The organism is Streptomyces sp. SM18, from assembly GCF_002910775.2.
Classification (GTDB): Bacteria; Actinomycetota; Actinomycetes; order Streptomycetales; family Streptomycetaceae; genus Streptomyces; species Streptomyces halstedii.
This window is the reverse complement of sequence record NZ_CP029342.1, coordinates 6,330,314-6,347,983: the sequence shown is the minus strand read 5'-3', so window position 1 is coordinate 6,347,983 and position 17,670 is coordinate 6,330,314. Positions and strand designations below refer to the sequence as shown.

Here is a 17,670-nt window from a genome sequence, read left to right as displayed (position 1 = left end):
GTCGGCCGGGCGGTGGCGGCTCACGGGGTGCTCGGCCAGGTGTGCGCGCCCGTGGTCAGCGACGGGTCCATCCGGCGCAGGACGGTGGCGACCACCTCACGGCGGCGCGGGGTGAGGTAGAAGTGGTCGCCGGAGAAGAGGCGCACCTCGGTACGGGCGGTGGTGAGGTCCGCCCAGCCGCCGGCCCGGTCCCGGCAGCGCTCCTCGCCGAGTTCCGGGTCGGCGCTGCCGGTCAGCACATGGATCGGGCAGGCCAGCGGCGGCCGGGGGCGGGGCCGGTGGGTCTCGATGATCCGGTAGTCGTGGCGTACGGTCCCCAGGACCAGGGCCCGCAGCCCGGGGTCGTCGAGGACCTCACGGCTCGTGCCGCCGAGCCGGGCCAGTTCCGCGCTCAGCACCTCGTCGTCCTGGCGGTGCAGGTGCCCGGTCACGGCCGTGCCGGGAGCGGCCCGGCCCGAGGCGAAGAGCCGGCGCGGGCCCGGTGCCCCGCGGCGGTCCAGCTCGTGGGCGAGTTCCCAGGCCACGGCGGAGCCCATGCTGTGCCCGAAGAGGGCGTACGGCCGGTCGAGCAGCGGCCGTACGGCGTCCGCCACCGCGCTCACCAGCTCGTCCATGCCGGTGACCGCCGGGTCCTCGAAGCGTTCTTCACGGCCCGGGTACTGGATCGCGAGGAGTTCCACCTCGGGGGGCATCAGCGCGGCCCAGGGCCGGTAGAAGCCCGCGCTGCCGCCCGCGTGCGGCAGGCAGATCAGCGTGAGCCGGGACGCGGCGCCGTCGTCCCACCGCCTGATCCACGGGCTGTCCGCCCGGACGGCGCGGGCGGAGGCGCCGGGCGGGAAGGGGGCGGTCACCAGGTCACCATCAGCTCTTCGAGGCCGAAGGTCGCCGAGTCGTGCTTGACGGCGACCTGGTCCCGGTCCCCCGCGAGGCGGAGGGTGGGGACGCGGCGGATGAGCGTCTCCAGGGCGACCTCCAGCTCCAGCCGTGCCAGGTGCTGTCCGACGCACTGGTGCACACCGTGGCCGAACGCCACGTGGTGGTTGTCCGTGCGGCGGAAGTCGACCCGCTCGGGACGGTCGAACCGCTCGGGGTCGTGGTTGGCCCCGGCGAGGAGGGCGATGACACCGTCGTCGGCGGGGACGGTCCGGCCGGACAGCTCGATGTCCTCGGTGGCCACGCGCAGCGGTATGGAGTCGGCGACGGACAGGACCCGCAGGAGTTCGTCGACGGCGGCGGGCATCAGCGAGGGGTCGTCGCGCAGTTCCGCCAGCAGCTCGGGCCGGTCCAGGAGGAGCAGGGTGCTCAGGGCGATCATGCTGGTGGTGGTCTCGCGGCCGGCGTTGATCGTGATGCCGAGGGTGGAGAGCAGCTGGTCCGTCGTCACGTCGCCGGTGGCCAGGTGCTCGGTGACGAGGGTGGAGATCAGGTCGTCGCGGGGTTCCTCCCGCCGTTCGGCGATCAGTCCGGCGAGGAGCCCGAAGAGGCCGCCGAGCGCTTCGGAGACCTGCTCGGCGGTGCTGTGGCGCGAACCGGAGATCCGGGTGACGTCCCGGAAGAACTCAAGGTTCTCCCGGGGGATGCCGAGCAGTTCGCAGATGACCGAGGTGGAGACGGCGTTGGCGTACGCGGAGACGAACTCCGCCGGGCCGCCGGCGGCGAGCATGCCGTCCAGGATCTCGTCCACGCGTGCCTGTACGGCGGGGCGCATCGCGCGGACCCGTCGCACGGTGAACACCGGCAGGAGCATCCGCCGGTAGCGGGTGTGTTCGGGGGCGTCGGTGCGGATGAAGGGCCGGAACCTGGCTCCCGCCTCCTGTTCGCCCTCGCCGAGGGCGGGGAAGTTGGCCCGGCGGATGTCCGCGCTGACACGGGGGTCGGAGAGGAGTTCGCGTACGTCGTCGTAACGGGTCACCGCCCAGGCCTCTCGCCCGGTCGGCAGGGTGACGCGGGCGACCGGGTCCTCGGTGCGCAGTGCGCCGTACTCCTCGGGCGCGGCGAAGGGGCAGCCGCGCCGGATCGGGAAGTCGCGGGGCGCGGCCGCGGGGTCCGGCGCGGTGCCGGGGGCGGGTCCGTCGGAAGTGCCGGACGCCGTCGGGGACAGGGGGGTGCTCATCGGTGGTCCTCAGTGGTCGGTGGGGAGGGGACGAGGGACGGGGAGGGTGAGGGGGACGGTCCGGTGGTGGTGCGCGGGGTGTCCGGCGCGTCCGGTCCAGGCGGTTCGCCCGGTCCAGGCGGTGCGCCCTGCGCGTGGGGTGCGTCCGGAGCCCGGGTGAGGACGGCCAGCGGGGGTGCGCCGGGGCGGGTCGGCAGGGCGCGTGCGGTCAGACCGGACTCGGCCGCCACGTCCTTCAGGCCGAAGGGGGCCCAGCGGTAGGAGTCGTGGACTTCGCGGACCGCCTCCGGCGCGTCGTCCCGGTGGACGCGCCAGGTGGAGTGCAGGCGCATCACGCCGTCCTCCGTCTCGTCCGGTGCCCCGCCGAACGACCACTCGTAGCGGTGCCGTCCGGCGGTGGCGGTGGCGAGCCTGGTCTCCGGGAGGGTCAACGGCTCCTCGAAGCCCATGAGTTCGACGACCACCAGCCCGCCGGGGGCCAGCCGGTGGTTCAGCCGTCGCCACAGCAGGGCTCGCGCGGGCGCGTCGAGGTGGCCGAGGACCCCGCAGAGCAGGACGGCGCTGATCCGGTCGGGGAGGTCCAGGCCGGGTGCCGCGTCCGCGGTGACCGTGACCCGGGAGCGCAGATCGGGGTCGCTGAACACGCGGCTGGTGAGCACGGCCCGCATGCCGACCGAGGGTTCGCAGGCGACGATCTCCGCGTCCGGCCGAGCACGGGCGACGGCCTCGGTGACCAGGCCGGTGCCGGCGCCGATGTCCACCACGGGACCGGTGCTCAGGTCGGCGTCCGCGAGGAGCGCGGCGATGGCGGGGGCGCTCGCGGTCGCGGTGTGCTCGGCCGCGACGAGGTCGAAGAACTCCGCCGACGGGCTGTAGGGCGCCGTGTCGTCGGGGCCGTCTCCGCCGCCCTCGCCCGGACCGGGACGTGTGCCGGACCGGGGGTGTGCCGCGGGGGCCGGTCCGGGAGACGCGGGGGACCGTCCGTCCGCCGGGAAGACGTCGCTGACCGCGAGGGGCCTCGGGGTGCCCGGCCGGACGATCTCGGGCGGTCCGAGCCGGGCCGCGAGGTCGGTCCAGATCCGGCACACGGCCAGCTCGTACTGGCCCGCGCGCAGGGCATCCTCCCCTCGCCCGGCCGCCTCGCGGAGCCCGTCGAGGGCCCGCCCGACGGCTTCGGGCCACAGGTCCGAGAAGACGGTACGGAAGGTGCCCGTCTCCCCCACCACGGCCGTGGTGCCGAGCCCCAGGTGCCCGGTGCCCGGCCCGTCCAGGACGAAGCGCCTGTCGTCGTCGCGGCCGATGTGCAGGCGCGGGCTCCACAGGACGGGCCCGTGGGTGTCGGCCAGGGTGAGGACCCCGCCTTCCGTGCCGAGGGAGATCCGGTGCCAGTGCAGGGCGTGGTTGTCCCGGTCGGAGGGGTCGAGCTGGTGGTGCACCCGCAGGGTGAGGGGCACACCGGCGAACACCCCGTGCAGGGAACGGAACGGCTGCTGCCCGCCACCGGCGGGCAGCGGCGCCGGGTCGGCGAAACGCCAGGGCCGCAGGGTGCCGAGTGCCTGTCCGAGGATGTCCACCAGCGGATGCATCAGGTGGACCGGGGTGGCGGCGTCCACGAAGAGCGGCCGCTGCCGTGCGACGAGCCTGCGGGCCGCGTCGGTGAAGGCGCGGACCGGGGCGACGTGCGGGTAGTGGGTGTTGAGGCGGTACCGCACCCCCCGGCGGCGGGCGTGCCGCAGATTGTCCGTCAGCTCGGTGAGGTGGACGGGGTGTTCCTGGAGGACGTGGATGCCCCGGTCCATGAGCGCCCTGGCCAGCTCGGTGCCCTGCCCGCCCGATATGGAGGAGCTCACGGCCACGCAGGCCGCGTCGACACCGGCCGGGAGGTCGTCGGGGTCCGTGTAGTACGGGACGCCCAGCGACCGGGCGTACGCCCGGGAGGCGGCCGAGCCCCGGCTCAGGATGCCGGCCAGCGCGTACCCGGGGCGCCGGTGTACCGCCTCGGCGTAGAAGCGGCCGAAGTTGGTGCCGCAGACCAGCACGCGGAACGGTGTCGGAGCGCTCACAGCACACCTTCTTCCATCTGTTCGGGTCCGGCCGCCGCTCCGGTGAGCCGTAGCTCCGCGACCCCCTGGGAGCGCAGGTGGCGCACCACGGTGCCGGGGTCCAGCACGTCACGGGCGAAGTGCACGCCGGCCGGGACCCCGGCCCGGAGCACGGCGTCCACCGCCAGCGCGCCCACGGCCGCGGTGAGCCGGTAGCTGCTGGCCGCGCGCAGCGTCAGTCCCGCCGTGGCCGGCGCTCCGGACGCGGTGCCCGAGAGCGCGAAGTCCATGACGTAGTAGGGCCGGTGTCCGGCCAGGTCGAGATCGGCGGCGAGGATCAGGCGCTCCGCCAGGGCCGCCGGGTCGTCTCCGGCGGCGAGGCTCCCCGGCAGGAGGTTGAGCAGCGCGCGTACGCGGGGGCCGGGGTGGACGTTGTACCAGTCGAGCCGGTCGAGGCCCAGGGTGTCCGCGAGGCGTTCGCTCTCACCGCTGAGGTAGGGCTGCACGGCCACCCGGCCGGGGAAGCCGTCGCGTTCGGTGTCCTCGGCGGTGCGCAGGGCACGCGGGACGCGTCGGCCGCCCCGGACGGCCGCGAGGGCTTCGCCGTAGGCCGCGCCGTCCGCGCCCCCGGAGGTGAGGGAGAGCATGAGGTCGTGTGCCACCGTCGGCGAGCAGGTCTCCAGGCCGCCGCAGTGCGCGGTCAGCGCGGTGACGCCGTCCAGGCCCTGTCCGGCCAGCCAGCGGGGCAGGAGGCTGGACAGGCCGGGCAGGGCCCCTGCCGACAGGACGACGGTGCGGCCGTCGCGGGCCGGGTCGCCGTCCTTGAGGAGGTCCTCGGCGGCCGGGTCGTCCCCGGCCACGTCCACGCAGTGCGCGCCGGCGGCGAGTGCCGCCGAGGCCACCGTGGCGCGGAGCAGGTAGGTGGGGCCGACGCAGTTGAGGACGACGGCGCAGCCCTCGGTGAAGGCGCGCAGGCCGTCCGGCGCGGTGGCGTCCGCCCGTACGGTCTCGTCCTGGCCGGTGGGGTCTTCGCCGGCGACCGCGCGGAGGGCCGACGGGGTCCGGCCGCCGAGGCGGAGCCCGGTGTGGCCGAGTGCGCGCAGTTCGCGTACGGCGGCCCGGCCGACCGCGCCGGAGGCCCCCAGGACCCCGATCAGGGGCTGGTCCCCGGCTGTCGTGTTCCGGGTCATCGGGTGATCGCCCCCTGGGTCAGTTCACCGAGGGTCTTGAGGATGCCCGGGGCGTGCTCGACGGACAGGCAGCTGTAGTGGTCGCCGCCGATGTCGATGATGTCCAGTTCGCCCAGGGCGAGTCGCTCCCAGTAGGTGGTCACGGCGTCCTTGCTGCCGGGGAAGGGGTAGGCGCCGTCGTGGCGCAGGAAGGTGATGTCGCCCGCGTAGGGTTCGGCGTCGTACCGGGTGATGGCGAAGACGCTCTGCCGGAAGGCGAGGAAGAGCCGCGTCATGTGGTCGGGTTCGTAGGTGCCGGCCGAGGCGGGGACCGCCTCGCACATCCGGGCGATACGGGTGGCGCGGGGCACGTCGGTGAGGTGCCGGAAGCGGCTCGCCACGTCCTCGAACTCCGCGGGCAGCGCGGCGAGTCCGCCGTCCGGCAGGACTCCGGGTGAGGCGGCCAGGACGGCGTCGGCCGCCGCGGCCACCCGGTACTGGTCGTCCGGGAAGCCGAGTTCGGCCGGGTCGATGCCCATCATGACGGCGAAGGAGTACTCGGCGAGCAGTTCGTCGTCCAGCCGGAAGCGGGGGCTGTGGCTGCTGATGACGGTGAGGCTCTCCACCTCCGCGCCGGACTCGGCCAGGTTACGGGCCACTTCGGTGGCGATCAGGCCGCCCAGGCAGTAGCCCACGACGTGGAAGCGGCTCCGCCCGTCCGCCGTCAGGGCTCGCGCGTAGTCGGCGGCCAGCTGCTCGATGAGGCCTTCGGGCGGGGCGGCGAGGAATCCGTTCAGGTCCGGGACCTCCAGACCGACGACCTCGGCGAGGCCGGGTGAGCGCCGCCTGATCTCGGTGATCAGCGCCCGGTACGGCATGATCGTCGCGGTTCCGGCGTGCACGAGCACGGTCGTGGGCTCGTCGGCCGACCGGTCGCCGTGCAGGTGGATCACCGGGTCCGTGCGCACGGGGCCGGAGGCGGGCGCCTCCTCGGCGCCGGTCAGGCCGCGCAGGAACCCGGCGAGGCCGGCGACGGTGGGGCGGCGCAGCATGTGGCGCAGGACGACCTCCCACTCCAGGTCCGCCGCCCGCGGCACGCGCTCGCGCAGCCTGCCCACCATGCGGGCCACCAGCAGCGAGTCGCCGCCGAGGTCGAAGAAGTCGTCGTTGCGGGAGACGCGTTCGACCGCGAGGAGTTCCGCCCACAGGTCGGCCAGGCCGTTCTCCAGCTCGTCCTTCGGCCGCTCGCGCACGACGACCGGTGCGCTCTCCCGGGGTAGCCAGCTCCGCAGGAGCGCGCGGTCGGTCTTGCCGTTGGCCGTGCGGGGCAGGCTGTCCACGACCTGCCACACCGAGGGGAGCATGTACTCCGGGAGCCGGGTGGCCGCCGTACGGGCCAGCTCCCCCACCGGCACGTGGTGGCGGTCGGTCTTCATGGTGGCGATGAACACCTCCTGGCCCGTGAGCGCCAGGGCGTCCTGGGTCTCCGGCAGCGAGATGACGTCGGACGCGCCGTGCCGGCCGAGGAGTTCACGCCACTGCGGGTGGGTGAGGAAGGACTGGCCGGTGTGCGCGCGCGTGTCGGTCCAGGCCCGGCCGGCGACCTCCAGGAACTCCATGGAGACCAGCAGCGGAAGGTTCTCGTCGCGGGTGTTCTCCACGAACACGAGCTGTCCGCCCGGTACGAGCAGCTCCCGCAGCCGGCCCACGGCCGCGTCGGCGTCGGCCGCGGCGTGCAGCGTGTTGGCGCAGACCACGACGTCGAAGGTGTGGGGCAGCAGGTGCTGGGGGCGCGGGTCCTCGTCCACGTCGAAGCGCTGGTGGCGGAGCCAGGCGTGGTCGGCGAAGCGCTCGCGGGCCTCGTTGAGGAAGAACGCCGAGGCGTCGGTGAACAGGTAGTCGACGCCGTACTCGGCGAGGACGGGCACCAGTTCGCCGGTGGTGCCGCCGACACCGCCGCCGACCTCCAGCACCCGCAGACGCTCCTCACCGGTGTGGGCCGCGGCGATCTCGCGCAACGCGGCGGCCACCGCGCCGTTGAGGTGGCGGATGGCGAGGTTGTCCCGGTAGGCGGCGTCCGCGGCCTCGGTCGCCGCGCCGGGGAAGAGCAGGTCCCGGATGCTCACCTCCCCGGCGATCAGCTCGGGCAGCCGCTCGGCGCAGGTGCGCGTGACGGTCAGCAGTTCGGTGCTCCAGCCGATCTCGTGCTCCAGACCGGCGGCCAGCCTCCGGCGGCGCTCCGCCTCGGCGGCCGGGACGGGGACGAGGCCGGTGTAGGTGCCGTCGTCCCGGAGGGTGAGCCGGTCCCGGGCGGTCAGGGCGCGCAGCCAGCGCCGCACGATGTGCCGGTGGCGGGGCGTGGCGCGCAGCGCCGTGCCCACCTCCTCCGCCGTGCGCGCGGCACCGTCATCGAAGACTCCGCACTCCATGAGGACGCGGGTCATCTCGGCGAGCGACATCTCGTCCAGCGCGGCCAGGAAGTCCTTCAGCCGCCCGGTGTCGACGGCCGCGGAGGCCTCCCGTACGGCGTCGGCGGCGGCGGCACGCGCCCGCTCGGGGCCCGGTGCGGCCGGGCCTCCTGGATCCTTGCGCGCCGTCTCCACGAACGCGGCCAGGCGCCGTCCGCCCGCCGCCGGGTCGTCGACGACGACCGCGCCCGCCGCGACCCCGGGGTGGGCCTGCACGGCGGCCTCCACCTCGGCCAGTTCGACCCGGTAGCCGCGGATCTTGACCTGGGCGTCCTCCCGGCCCAGGAACTCGATGGTCCCGTCGGGGAGGTACCGGCCGAGGTCACCGGTGCGGTAGAGCCGCTCCCCGCTGACGGGGTCGGTGAGGAACCGCTCCGCCGTGCGGTCCGGATCGCCGAGGTAGCCCAGGGCGACGCCGGCACCGCCGATGTACAGCTCGCCCGTCACCCACTCGGGACGCGGCCGCAGGTTCCGGTCGAGTACGGCGAAGGTCTGGTTGGTCAGGGGCGTGCCGTACGGAATGCTCGGGCGGGTGGTGTCCACCTCGCCAACCGGGTGGGCGATGGACCAGATGGAGCCCTCGGTGGCGCCGCCGAGGGAGACGACCTCCAGTCCGGGCAGGAGCGCGCGGGCCTGGTCGGGCAGGGCGACCGGTACCCAGTCGCCGGATATCAGCGCGAGTCGCAGGGTGCTGTCGTCCGAGGGCGGTTCGGAGCGGAGCCAGTCGCACAGCATGTGCAGCTGGCCGGGCACCGAGTTCCACACGGTGACGCCGAAGTCGCGGACGAGTTCGGCCCAGTGGGAGGGGTCGCCGCGCCGGTCGGCCTGGGGGAGGACGAGGGTGGCGCCCACCGCGAGCGGTCCGAACAGGTCGTAGACGGACAGGTCGAAGCCCAGGCCCGCGATGCCGAGGACGCGGTCGCGGCCGGTGACCGCGTGGCGCCGGTTGATGTCCTCGACGGTGTTGAGGGCGGCCCGGTGACTGATCATCACGCCCTTGGGCGTGCCGGTGGAGCCCGAGGTGTAGATGACGTAGGCGAGCGCGTCCGGATCGCGCCGGGGCGCGGCGGCAGCGGGGGCGGTGGCTTCCGGTACGCGGTCGACGGCGACGGCCGACACGGTCGCCGGGAGGTCGTCGGTCTCGGCCAGCCAGGACTGGGTGAGGACCGTGCGTACGCCGGCGTCCGCGAGGATCCTGTCCCGGCGGGCCGGTGGCTGGGCGGTGTCCACGGGGAGGTACGCGCCGCCCGCCATGAGCGTGCCGAGGACGGCGACGGCCTGCTCCCAGCCCTTGTCCATCCAGACGGCCACCGGCTCCCCGGGCCGCTGTCCAAACGCCGTCAGGGCTTCGGCGACACCGCTCGCGAGGGCGACCAACTGACGGTAGGAAAGGGTCCGTTCGGGCGCCCGGATCGCGACCGCGTCCGGTGTGGCCCGCGCCTGGGCGAGCACGGGCTCGTGGAGGAGGCCGTCCGGCAGGGGGCCCTCGGTCGCGTTGACCGCGTGGCGGCGGGCCGTCTGCGCCTCGGGGAGGGGAATGCGGGCGGGTGCGTCCCAGGCGGCCTCACCGCGCTCGCCCTCGGCCGAGAGCAGCCGTACGAGTGCCGTCCAGGCGTCGAACATGGCGTCGGCCACCTGGTGGCTGAGCGCTCCCTCGCGGATGTCCCAGGACAGGCTCAGGGCGTCGCCACGGTGCATGACCTGGCAGTCGAGCCACACCTGCGGCGTCCGGGTCGCGGCGTAGGCCACCTCGGGGGGTACGCCCTCGGTGGTGCCGCCCGCGCCCAGGGCGCTGGTGAAGACGACCGGCATGAGGACGGGGGCGCCGGCCCGGCGGGAGAGCTCGGCCAGCACCTCCGAGCCGGTGAACAGCGGATGCGCCAGGTCGTCGAGGAGCCGCGCCCCGACGCTCCTGGTCCGTTCGGTGAAGGTGGCCGGGGCGGAGAGGTCTACGGCGAGCAGTTCGAGCGAGGTGAAGTCACCGACGAGGCGGCCCGTGTCCTCGTGGAGGGCGGGCCGGTCGACCGTGGGGACGTTGAGGGTGAAGCGGCTGGTCCGCGACCAGTGGCCGACCGTCTCGGCGTAGGCGGTGAGCAGTGCCGTGGACACGGTCAGCCCGCGCCGGGCGGCGCGCTCGGCCAGACGCTCCCGGTCGGCCGCGGGCAGCAGGACCTCCAGGCGGCGGAACGTCACCGCGTCGCCGGAGGCGGGCCGCGCGCTCACGTCACCGGGAGCGCGCACGGCGGCCTCCCAGGGTTCCGCGAGGGGCAGTTCGGGGGCGGGCGGCAGGGTGTCGAGCCGTTCGGTCCAGTAGGCGCGGTCGCGGGAGTGACCGTCGGTGCCGGTCAGTGCGCGGCGGGCCAGGACGTAGTCGCGGAAGGTGATCCGCGGTGCCTCGGCGAGGGCCGCGCCCTCGTAGCGGCGCCGGAACTCGGCGAGCAGGAGGCGCAGACTCGCGTGGTCGACGACGAGCATGTCGAAGGCGAGGTGGAGCACGGCCCGTTCGGCGGTGGCGCTCACATGGACGTCGAAGAGCGGCCACTGACCGGGCGGCGCCTGACGGGCGGACAGACGGGCGCGGGTGCGCTCCACCTCCTCCTCGGCCGTGGCGGGCGGGAGGGCGGTCAGGTCGTCGGCCCCGACGGTGAGGCCGGGCACCTCGGGCAGGACCCGCTGGTAGCCGTCGTGGTGGACGACGGCGCGGAGCATGTCGTGGCGCCGGACCAGCTCCCGCCACACGGCGGTGACGCGGTCCACGTCCAGTTGGGGGTACTCCAGTTCCACATAGGCGTGGCAGCCGACGCCCCCGTAGGCGTAGGCGTCGGTGCGGCCGATGAGGTAGGCGGCCTGGATGTCCGTCAGCGGGAACGGTTCGTGGCGGTTCTCGGGGTCGCCGCTCAGCGCGGGCTCCCCGGCCTCCAGGTGGCGCAGGAGGGCGTCCTTGTGCGTGCGCAGTTCGGCTCGGTGCGTGTCGGTGAGCCGGCCCTGGGGGGCGCGGAAACGCAGTTGTCCGTCCTGGGCCCACAGGACCACGCCCTCGTCGGCGTAGCGGGCCAGCAGTTCAGGGATGTTCACAGCTCTCCGGTCTCGTAGGCGGTCGCGTGGGCCGCGAGGGTTCGGGTGACGTCCGCGGCGAGCGCGGCGACGGTCGGGGCGGCGAAGAAGCGGCGCACGGGCACGGCGGCTCCGAGGCGGCGTTCGATCGCCGTCAGCAGGCGCAGCGCGGAGAGGCTGTCGCCGCCGAGGGTGAAGAAGTTGGCGTGGCGGTCCGGTCCCGGTCCCGCTTCCGGCAGGCACTCCCGCCAGAGTGCGGCGAGCGCCGTCTCGGTGTCGCCCCGTGGCGGTTCGGCACCGGTGGACGCGGGCTCCGGTCCCGCGGCACCGGCCAGCGCGGCGCGGTCGACCTTGCCGTTCGCGGTGAGCGGCAGGGCGGGCAGCAGCCGGATGCGGGAGGGCACGGCGTAGACGGGCACCCGTTCCGCGAGCAGGCCGAAGAGGTCCTCGGTGAGGTCCGGGTCCTCGGTGCCCGCGAGGCCCGGCCGCTCCCCGCCGGGTGGGACGGCCCCGTCGCCGGACGGTGTCCCCGGCCCGGCGGCCGGGGTGTCCAGCGGTACGGCGAAGGCGACGAGCCGTTTCGCGGTGCGCTCCCCCACGGCCACGACCGCGGCCCGCGCGACGGCGGGGTGGGCCTCCAGCGCGGCCTCGATCTCGCCCGCCTCGACGCGGTGGCCGGCGATCTTGAGCTGGCTGTCGAGGCGGCCCAGGAACTCCAGCAGCCCGTCGCCCCGGAACCGGCCCAGGTCGCCCGTCCGGTACCAGCGCCGCCCGTCCCGTACGACGAACTTCTCGGCGGTGCGGCCGGGGTCGCCGAGATAGCCGCGGGCCAGTCCCTCGCCGCCGATCCACAGCTCGCCGGGGACCCAGTCGGGGCAGTCCCGCCCGTCCGGGTCGGCCACCCGGTAGTGCTGCCCGGTCAGCGGACGGCCGTAGGGGATGGACAGCCACCGGGGGTCCACCTCGGTGACGGTCAGGGTGTTGGACCAGATGGCAGCCTCCGTCGCCCCGCCCATGGCGACGAACGCGCAGGGCCGCCTGGTCCGGGCCCGCAGGCGGGCGGGGAGGTCGAGGCCGATCCAGTCGCCGGAGACCAGCGCGGTGCGCAGTCCCCGCGCCCCGCCGCCTTCCCGGCCGCCCTCGTCGGCGTCGAGCAGCAGGTCGAGCAGGGCGGGGACGGTGTTCCAGACGCTCACGCCGTACCGGTCCAGCAGGCCCGGCCAGCGGGCCGGTTCGCGGCGCTGGTCCTCGGTGGGGAGCAGCAGGGAGCCTCCCGCGGAGAGCAGGCCGAAGAGGTCGTAGACGGACAGGTCGAAGTCCAGTGCGGACAGGGCGAAGACGCGGTCGTCCTCCCCGACGCCGTGCCGGGCGTTGATGTCCGCGATCGTGTTCCAGGCGGCGGCGTGCGAGATCTCGACGCCCTTGGGTTCGCCCGTGGAACCCGAGGTGAAGATCACGTAGGCGAGCGCGTCGGGGGACGTCGGGCACGGCCCCGGCGAGGGCTGGTGGCTCTGTGTGCCGGGGAAGGGGAGGGTGCGGGGGCCGTCCGCGCCGGGCCAGTCCCCGACGACGACGCGGAACCCGGCCGTGGCGTGGACCCGCGCCAGCCGGGCGGCGGGCTGTTCGAGGCCGAGGGGGACGTACGCGGCCCCGGCCGCCAGGACGCCGAGGACCGCCGCGATCTGTGCGGGGCCCTTGGGGAGGGTGACCGCGACCAGGTCGCCCGGCCGTACGTCCGCGTCGGTGAGCGCGGCGGCGGTGCGCAGGGCCTGCTCGGCGAGGGCTCCGTAGGTGGTCTCCTCCCCCGCCGTGGTGACGAGGGCGGTGCGGCCGGGGCGGTCCGCCGCGCGGGCGAAGAACGCCTCGTGCAGCGGGCGGGGCGCGACCGGCTCCCCAGCGGCCTCCCGTGCGGCGGCGGCACGCCGTTCGCGCTGGGCGGCGGGCAGCGGGTCGGGCAGGGGCGCGTCCCAGTCGCCGGCCACCAGGTGCCGCAGCAGCCGCGCGTGGGCGTCGAACATGGCGTCCAGCACGCCCTCGGGGAACAGGCTCTCCACCGCGTCCCAGGTGACGACCAGGCTCCCGGACTCCTCGGTGACCTGGTTGTCCAGGCAGACCTGCGGGGACTGGGAGATGCCCCAGACCTTCGCGGGAAAGCCGGTGTCCGGTCCGGCCAGCGTCGCGTCGCCCACACCGACGGCGCTGGTGAACACCACGGGCGCGGCGGCGTCCACCGTGCCCGTGCGGCGGCCGAACTCCCTCAGCAGCCAGTCGACCGGCACATCGGCGTGGTCCAGGTCCTCCGCCTGACGGCGTTGCAGCGCGACGGCCGCCGCGAGCCAGGACGCGCCCTCGCGCCGGTGCCCCGCGAGGGACAGCGAGGTGAAGTCGCCCAGCACCCGGTGGATGTGGGGGTGCAGGTCGCGCCGGTCGAAAAGGGTGAGCGTGACGGTCACGGCGTCGGTTCCGCTCCAGGCCGCCAGGACTTCCCCGTACAGGGCCAGCAGGACGGTGGAGGGGGTCAGACCGTGCCGGGCCGCCGTCCGCTTGACGGTGCGCCAGTCCTCGGCGGGCAGGGTCAGCCGGCGCCGGGTGAAGACGGGTACGTCGAGCGTCGCCGGGTCCCGGTCGAAGGGGAGGGCGGGAGGGGGCGGGAGTTCGGACAGCCGGGCCCGCCAGTGGGCGCGTGCGCGGACGACGGACTCCGGGTCCGCCGGGGGGCGGCTCAGGTAGTCGCGGAACGTCACGCCGAGGGGCGGCAGCGGGTGACCGGGGTCGGCGTAGAGCGCGTTCAGTTCGGCGTAGAGCGTGGTGATGGAGAGCGCGTCGAGCACGAGGTAGTCGAGGCCGACACCGAGACGGGTGCGTACCTCGTCGCCCTCCCGGTAACGCACGGCCTCGACGGCGAAGAGCGGCCACCGCGCGGGGTCGCGGACCTGCTGGGAGAGCCGGGCCCGCAGGCCGGCGAGGGCCTCGGAGGGGTCCCCCGCGATGACGTCCTCCACCGGTACGCGCACCGGCGGCACCTCGGGCAGGACGCGCTGGTGTCCGTCCTCCACGACGGCGCGGAGCATGCCGTGCCGCCGGACCAGGATGTTCCAGGCGCGCTCAAGACGGTCCAGGTCCACGCCCGTGCCGTCGAACTCGGTGTAGTGCCAGGTGCCGACGCCGCCGAGGGTGAAACGGGGGTCGCGGCCCGTGTGGTAGGCGGCCTGGACGTCCGTCAGCGGGAACGGCTCGTGGGCGTGGTCCGGATCGGGCACGAGGACCGCCGCGGCCGGCTCGGCGGCCGCCGTCGCGGGGCGCAGCGTCGCGCAGAAGTCCCGGAGTACGGGGCGGGCGAACAGGTCGGCCACCCGGGCGCCGGGGTACCCGGCCGCGCGCAGACGGCCGATCATCCGGGTCGCGACGAGGGAGTCGCCGCCCAGCAGGAAGAAGCCGCTCTCGCGTCCCACCTCGGCGACGGCGAGCAGGTCGGCCCACACGGCCGCGACGGCGGTCTCCACCGGGCCGGCCGGGGCGGACGTACGGGGTCCGTCCTGGTCCGTGGTCTTCGTCAGGGCGCGGTGGACCGCCGCCCGGTCGAGCTTGCCGTTGGCGGTCAGCGGCAGGGCGTCGAGGACCAGAACGCGCTCGGGGACCATGTGGGCGGGCAGCCGTTGTGCCGCTCGGGCGCGGACGGCGTCCGCGTCGTGTGCCGCGTCGCGGGCGGACACGGCCGCGGCGAGGTGGCGCACCGGCGTGTCGAGGACGGTGGCGACCGCGTGCAGGAGGGCGGGGTCGTCCTCCAGCGCGGACTCGACCTCGCCCAGCTCGATCCGGTGGCCGCCGATCTTCACCTGGTGGTCGGCGCGGCCGAGGAACTCCAGCAGGCCGTCGGGCCGGTAGCGGGCCAGGTCACCACTGCGGTACCAGCGGTCGCCGTCGTACTCGACGAAGCGTTCCCGGGTGCGCCCGGGGTCCCCCCGGTACCCGTTCGCCACCCCGGGGCCGCCGACCCACAGTTCGCCGGGCACGAGGTCGGGACAGTCGCGCCCCCGTCCGTCCACGACGCGGGCCCGCATGTTGCGCAGCGGCACCCCGTACGGAACGGACGTCCAGGCCGGATCGGGCTCCTCCACCTCGAAGACCGTCGAGTGGACCGCCGCCTCCGTCATGCCGCCGAGCGCGACGAAGCGGCAGCCGGGGACCAGGCTCCGCAGCCTGCCGGGCTGGCCGAGCCCGATCCAGTCCCCGCCGAGCAGGACCATGCGCGGGGAGGTCCCCAGGCCGTCGTCCTCGCCCGCGGCCATCAGCAGGTCCAGCAGGGCCGGTACGCACTGCACGAGCGTCACTCCGTGGTCGCGCACCAGGCGTGCCCAGTGGTGGGCGTCACGGCGGTGCTCCTGGCCGACGGCGACCACCTGGCCGCCCAGGGACAGCGGGGTGAAGATGTCCCAGGTGGCGAGGTCGAAGTCCAGGGCGGAGATCGCGAGGGTGCGGTCCGAGGGCCCGAGCCCGAGCTGCTCCGCCATCGCCTCGAGGGTGTTGACGACAGCCCGGTGCGGGACCTCGACGCCCTTGGGCAGGCCGGTGGAGCCGGAGGTGAACAGCACGTAGGCGGGCAGGGCGGGGTCCGGCCGGACGACGGGTGCGGGCGGGTACGCCGACGCGTCCTCAAGGAGCAGTACGGGTGCCGGGGAGACGTCCGCGCAGAGGTGGGCGTGGGCCCGGTCGGTGAGTACGGCGGACGCGGCGGCCACGGAGTGGATGCGGCGGCGGCGTGCGGCGGGCTGCTCCACGCCGACCGGGGCGTAGGCGGCGCCCGCGGCCAGGATGCCGAGCACCGCGGTGATCTGGTCGGCGCCCTTGGGCAGGGTCACCGCGACGGTGTCGCCCTCCCGTACACCGTGGTCCGCCAGCAGCGCGGCGATCCGCCGTGCCGCGTGGGCGAGTTCGCCGTAGGTGGACGTGTCGCCGGTGGTACGGACGACGGCGGTGCGGCCCGGGTCGGTGTCGGCGAGCCGGAAGAAGCGGGTGTGCAGGGCGCGGTCAGGGACGGGCACGGGCGGCAGGGCCGCGAGCGCGCGCCGGGGCAGGACGTCGGGAGCGAGCAGTCCGTCCACCGGCCGGTCCCAGGCGGCGGGTTCCGCGACGAGGCGGGTGACGAGCCGGCGGTAGGCGTCGAACGCGGCGTCGGGCACGCCGGTCTCGAACACGCCGTCCCGTACGTCCCAGTTGAGCAGGAGGCCGCTGTCGAGTTCGGTGACCTGGGCGTCCAGGTGGACCTGCGGGCCCTGCGAGATGATCCAGGAGGGGCGGCCGAAGGACTTCTGGACGTCCTGCTCGAAGATCTCGCCCAGCCCGATGGCGCTGGTGTGGACGACGGGGGCCAGTACCGGGGAGCCTTCGAGGCGGGCGAGGTCGCGCAGCACCTCGACGCCGCCGTACGCGCCGTGGGAGATGCCTTCCTGAAGGCGTTCCTGGAGGCGGCGGGCCTGTTGGGAGAACGGCAGGGCCGCGCTCATGTCCGCGTCGAGCAGCACCGAGCCGCTGAAGTCCCCGACCAGACGGGCGACGTCGGGGGTGAACATCTCCCGGTCGAACAGCGGCAGGTTGAGCAGGAAGCGCCGGCTGTCGCTCCAGGCGGCGACGACCTCGGCGAAGGCGGTGGTGAGGGCGGCCGCGGGGGTGACGCCGTGCCGGCGGGCGGCGTTGATCAGCGCCGCCTTCTCGGCGGGGCCGAGCCAGTGGTGGAGGCGGCGGGAGTGGGTGAGCGCGGTGTCGTCCGCGCCGACCGGGGTGAGCGGATCGACGGTCGTCGGCAGGCGCGGGGCGCGCGGCAGTCCGGGCAGGCGCTCCCGCCACCAGGCGGCGTGCCGCGCGCGTTCCGGCTCTCGGCGCGCGTCGTGCTCCGCGAGGTACCGGCGGTAGTCCAGGGCGAGTTCGCGCGGCGGATCGTCGGGGCTCTCGTAGAAGTGTCGCAGGTCGGACAGGAGGACGCGCAGGCTCAGCGCGTCGCCGGCCATCATGTCCAGGTCGATCTGGAGACGGGTCCGGCCGCCGGGGAGCAGGCACAGGGCCGCGCGGAAGACGTCACCGGCGGCGATGTCCGCGCGGGCGTGGGTGTTGCGCTCGCGCAGTGAGGCCAGTGCGGACTCGGCGTCCTCAGGCGTCTGCCGGCGCAGGTCGTGGACGGTCAGCGGCGCTCCCGGGGCGCCGACGCGCTGGTGTCCCTCCTCGTCGAAGACGGCCCTCAGCATGCCGTGCCGCCGCACGAGTGCGCCCAGGGCGGCGCCGAGCCGGTCCGGATCGACGTCCTGGCCGTCCAGTTCGACGTAGAAGTGCGCGGCGACGCCGCCGAGCGGCTGCCCGTCCTGGCGTCCGATCCAGTAGGCGTGCTGCATGGTCGCGAGGGGGAAGGACTCCTCCTCGGCCGTCGCGGCACGGGAGATGAGCCGCGGGGCCTCCGGCGACGCGGGCCTCGCGGGGGCGGCCGTGTCCTCCGGACGGCCCTGCCCGAGCAGGGCCGTCCACGCCCCCAGGGTCGGGACGCGCGTGAGGTCCTGGAAGGTGACCGTGCTGCCCGCGCGTCGCCAGGTGCCGGCCAGGGACATCAGCACCAGTGAGTCGAGGCCGAGTTCGAAGAGGTCACGGTCCTCGTCCAGCTCCCCCGGTGCCATGTCCAGCGCGCGTGCGACCGCTTCACGCACCGCCCCGGCCGTGTGGGGGTGACGGCTGTCGGGGTCGCCTTCCGATGTCCGCGCCGTGACGGCTGCTTCATCGCTCACTACGGGGGCCTTCCGGTCGAGGGGGAGTCGGTCGAGGGGCGGACGCTGACAGCTCCC

General features: G+C 75.0%; 6 protein-coding genes. All 6 read right to left on the bottom strand.

The window, feature by feature from the left end; all coding sequences use genetic code 11:
* Window positions 1–20: 20 nt before the first annotated feature.
* The 6 genes from B9S64_RS28200 to B9S64_RS28175 are packed head-to-tail and all read right to left on the bottom strand — an operon-like array spanning window position 21 to window position 17,613.
* On the bottom strand, window positions 21–851 hold the full coding sequence (locus B9S64_RS28200) for a thioesterase II family protein (protein ID WP_103493112.1): 831 nt from the start codon (window positions 849–851) through the stop codon (window positions 21–23).
* Window positions 848–2,113, bottom strand: coding sequence for a cytochrome P450 (locus B9S64_RS28195; protein WP_103493113.1), 1,266 nt, complete (start codon window positions 2,111–2,113; stop codon window positions 848–850). The genes B9S64_RS28200 and B9S64_RS28195 overlap by 4 nt, the downstream gene beginning before the upstream one ends.
* On the bottom strand, window positions 2,110–4,176 hold the full coding sequence (locus tag B9S64_RS28190) for a Gfo/Idh/MocA family oxidoreductase (protein WP_103493114.1): 2,067 nt from the start codon (window positions 4,174–4,176) through the stop codon (window positions 2,110–2,112). Before B9S64_RS28190 ends, B9S64_RS28195 begins: the two co-directional genes overlap by 4 nt.
* On the bottom strand, window positions 4,173–5,345 hold the full coding sequence (locus B9S64_RS28185; protein ID WP_103493115.1) for a saccharopine dehydrogenase NADP-binding domain-containing protein: 1,173 nt from the start codon (window positions 5,343–5,345) through the stop codon (window positions 4,173–4,175). The genes B9S64_RS28190 and B9S64_RS28185 overlap by 4 nt, the downstream gene beginning before the upstream one ends.
* Window positions 5,342–10,867, bottom strand: coding sequence for a non-ribosomal peptide synthetase (locus tag B9S64_RS28180; RefSeq protein ID WP_103493116.1), 5,526 nt, complete (start codon window positions 10,865–10,867; stop codon window positions 5,342–5,344). The genes B9S64_RS28185 and B9S64_RS28180 overlap by 4 nt, the downstream gene beginning before the upstream one ends.
* Window positions 10,864–17,613 (bottom strand): non-ribosomal peptide synthetase, encoded by a 6,750-nt coding sequence (locus B9S64_RS28175; protein WP_103505288.1) that lies wholly within the window; start codon window positions 17,611–17,613, stop codon window positions 10,864–10,866. The genes B9S64_RS28180 and B9S64_RS28175 overlap by 4 nt, the downstream gene beginning before the upstream one ends.
* Between the last annotated feature and the right edge of the window lie 57 nt (window positions 17,614–17,670).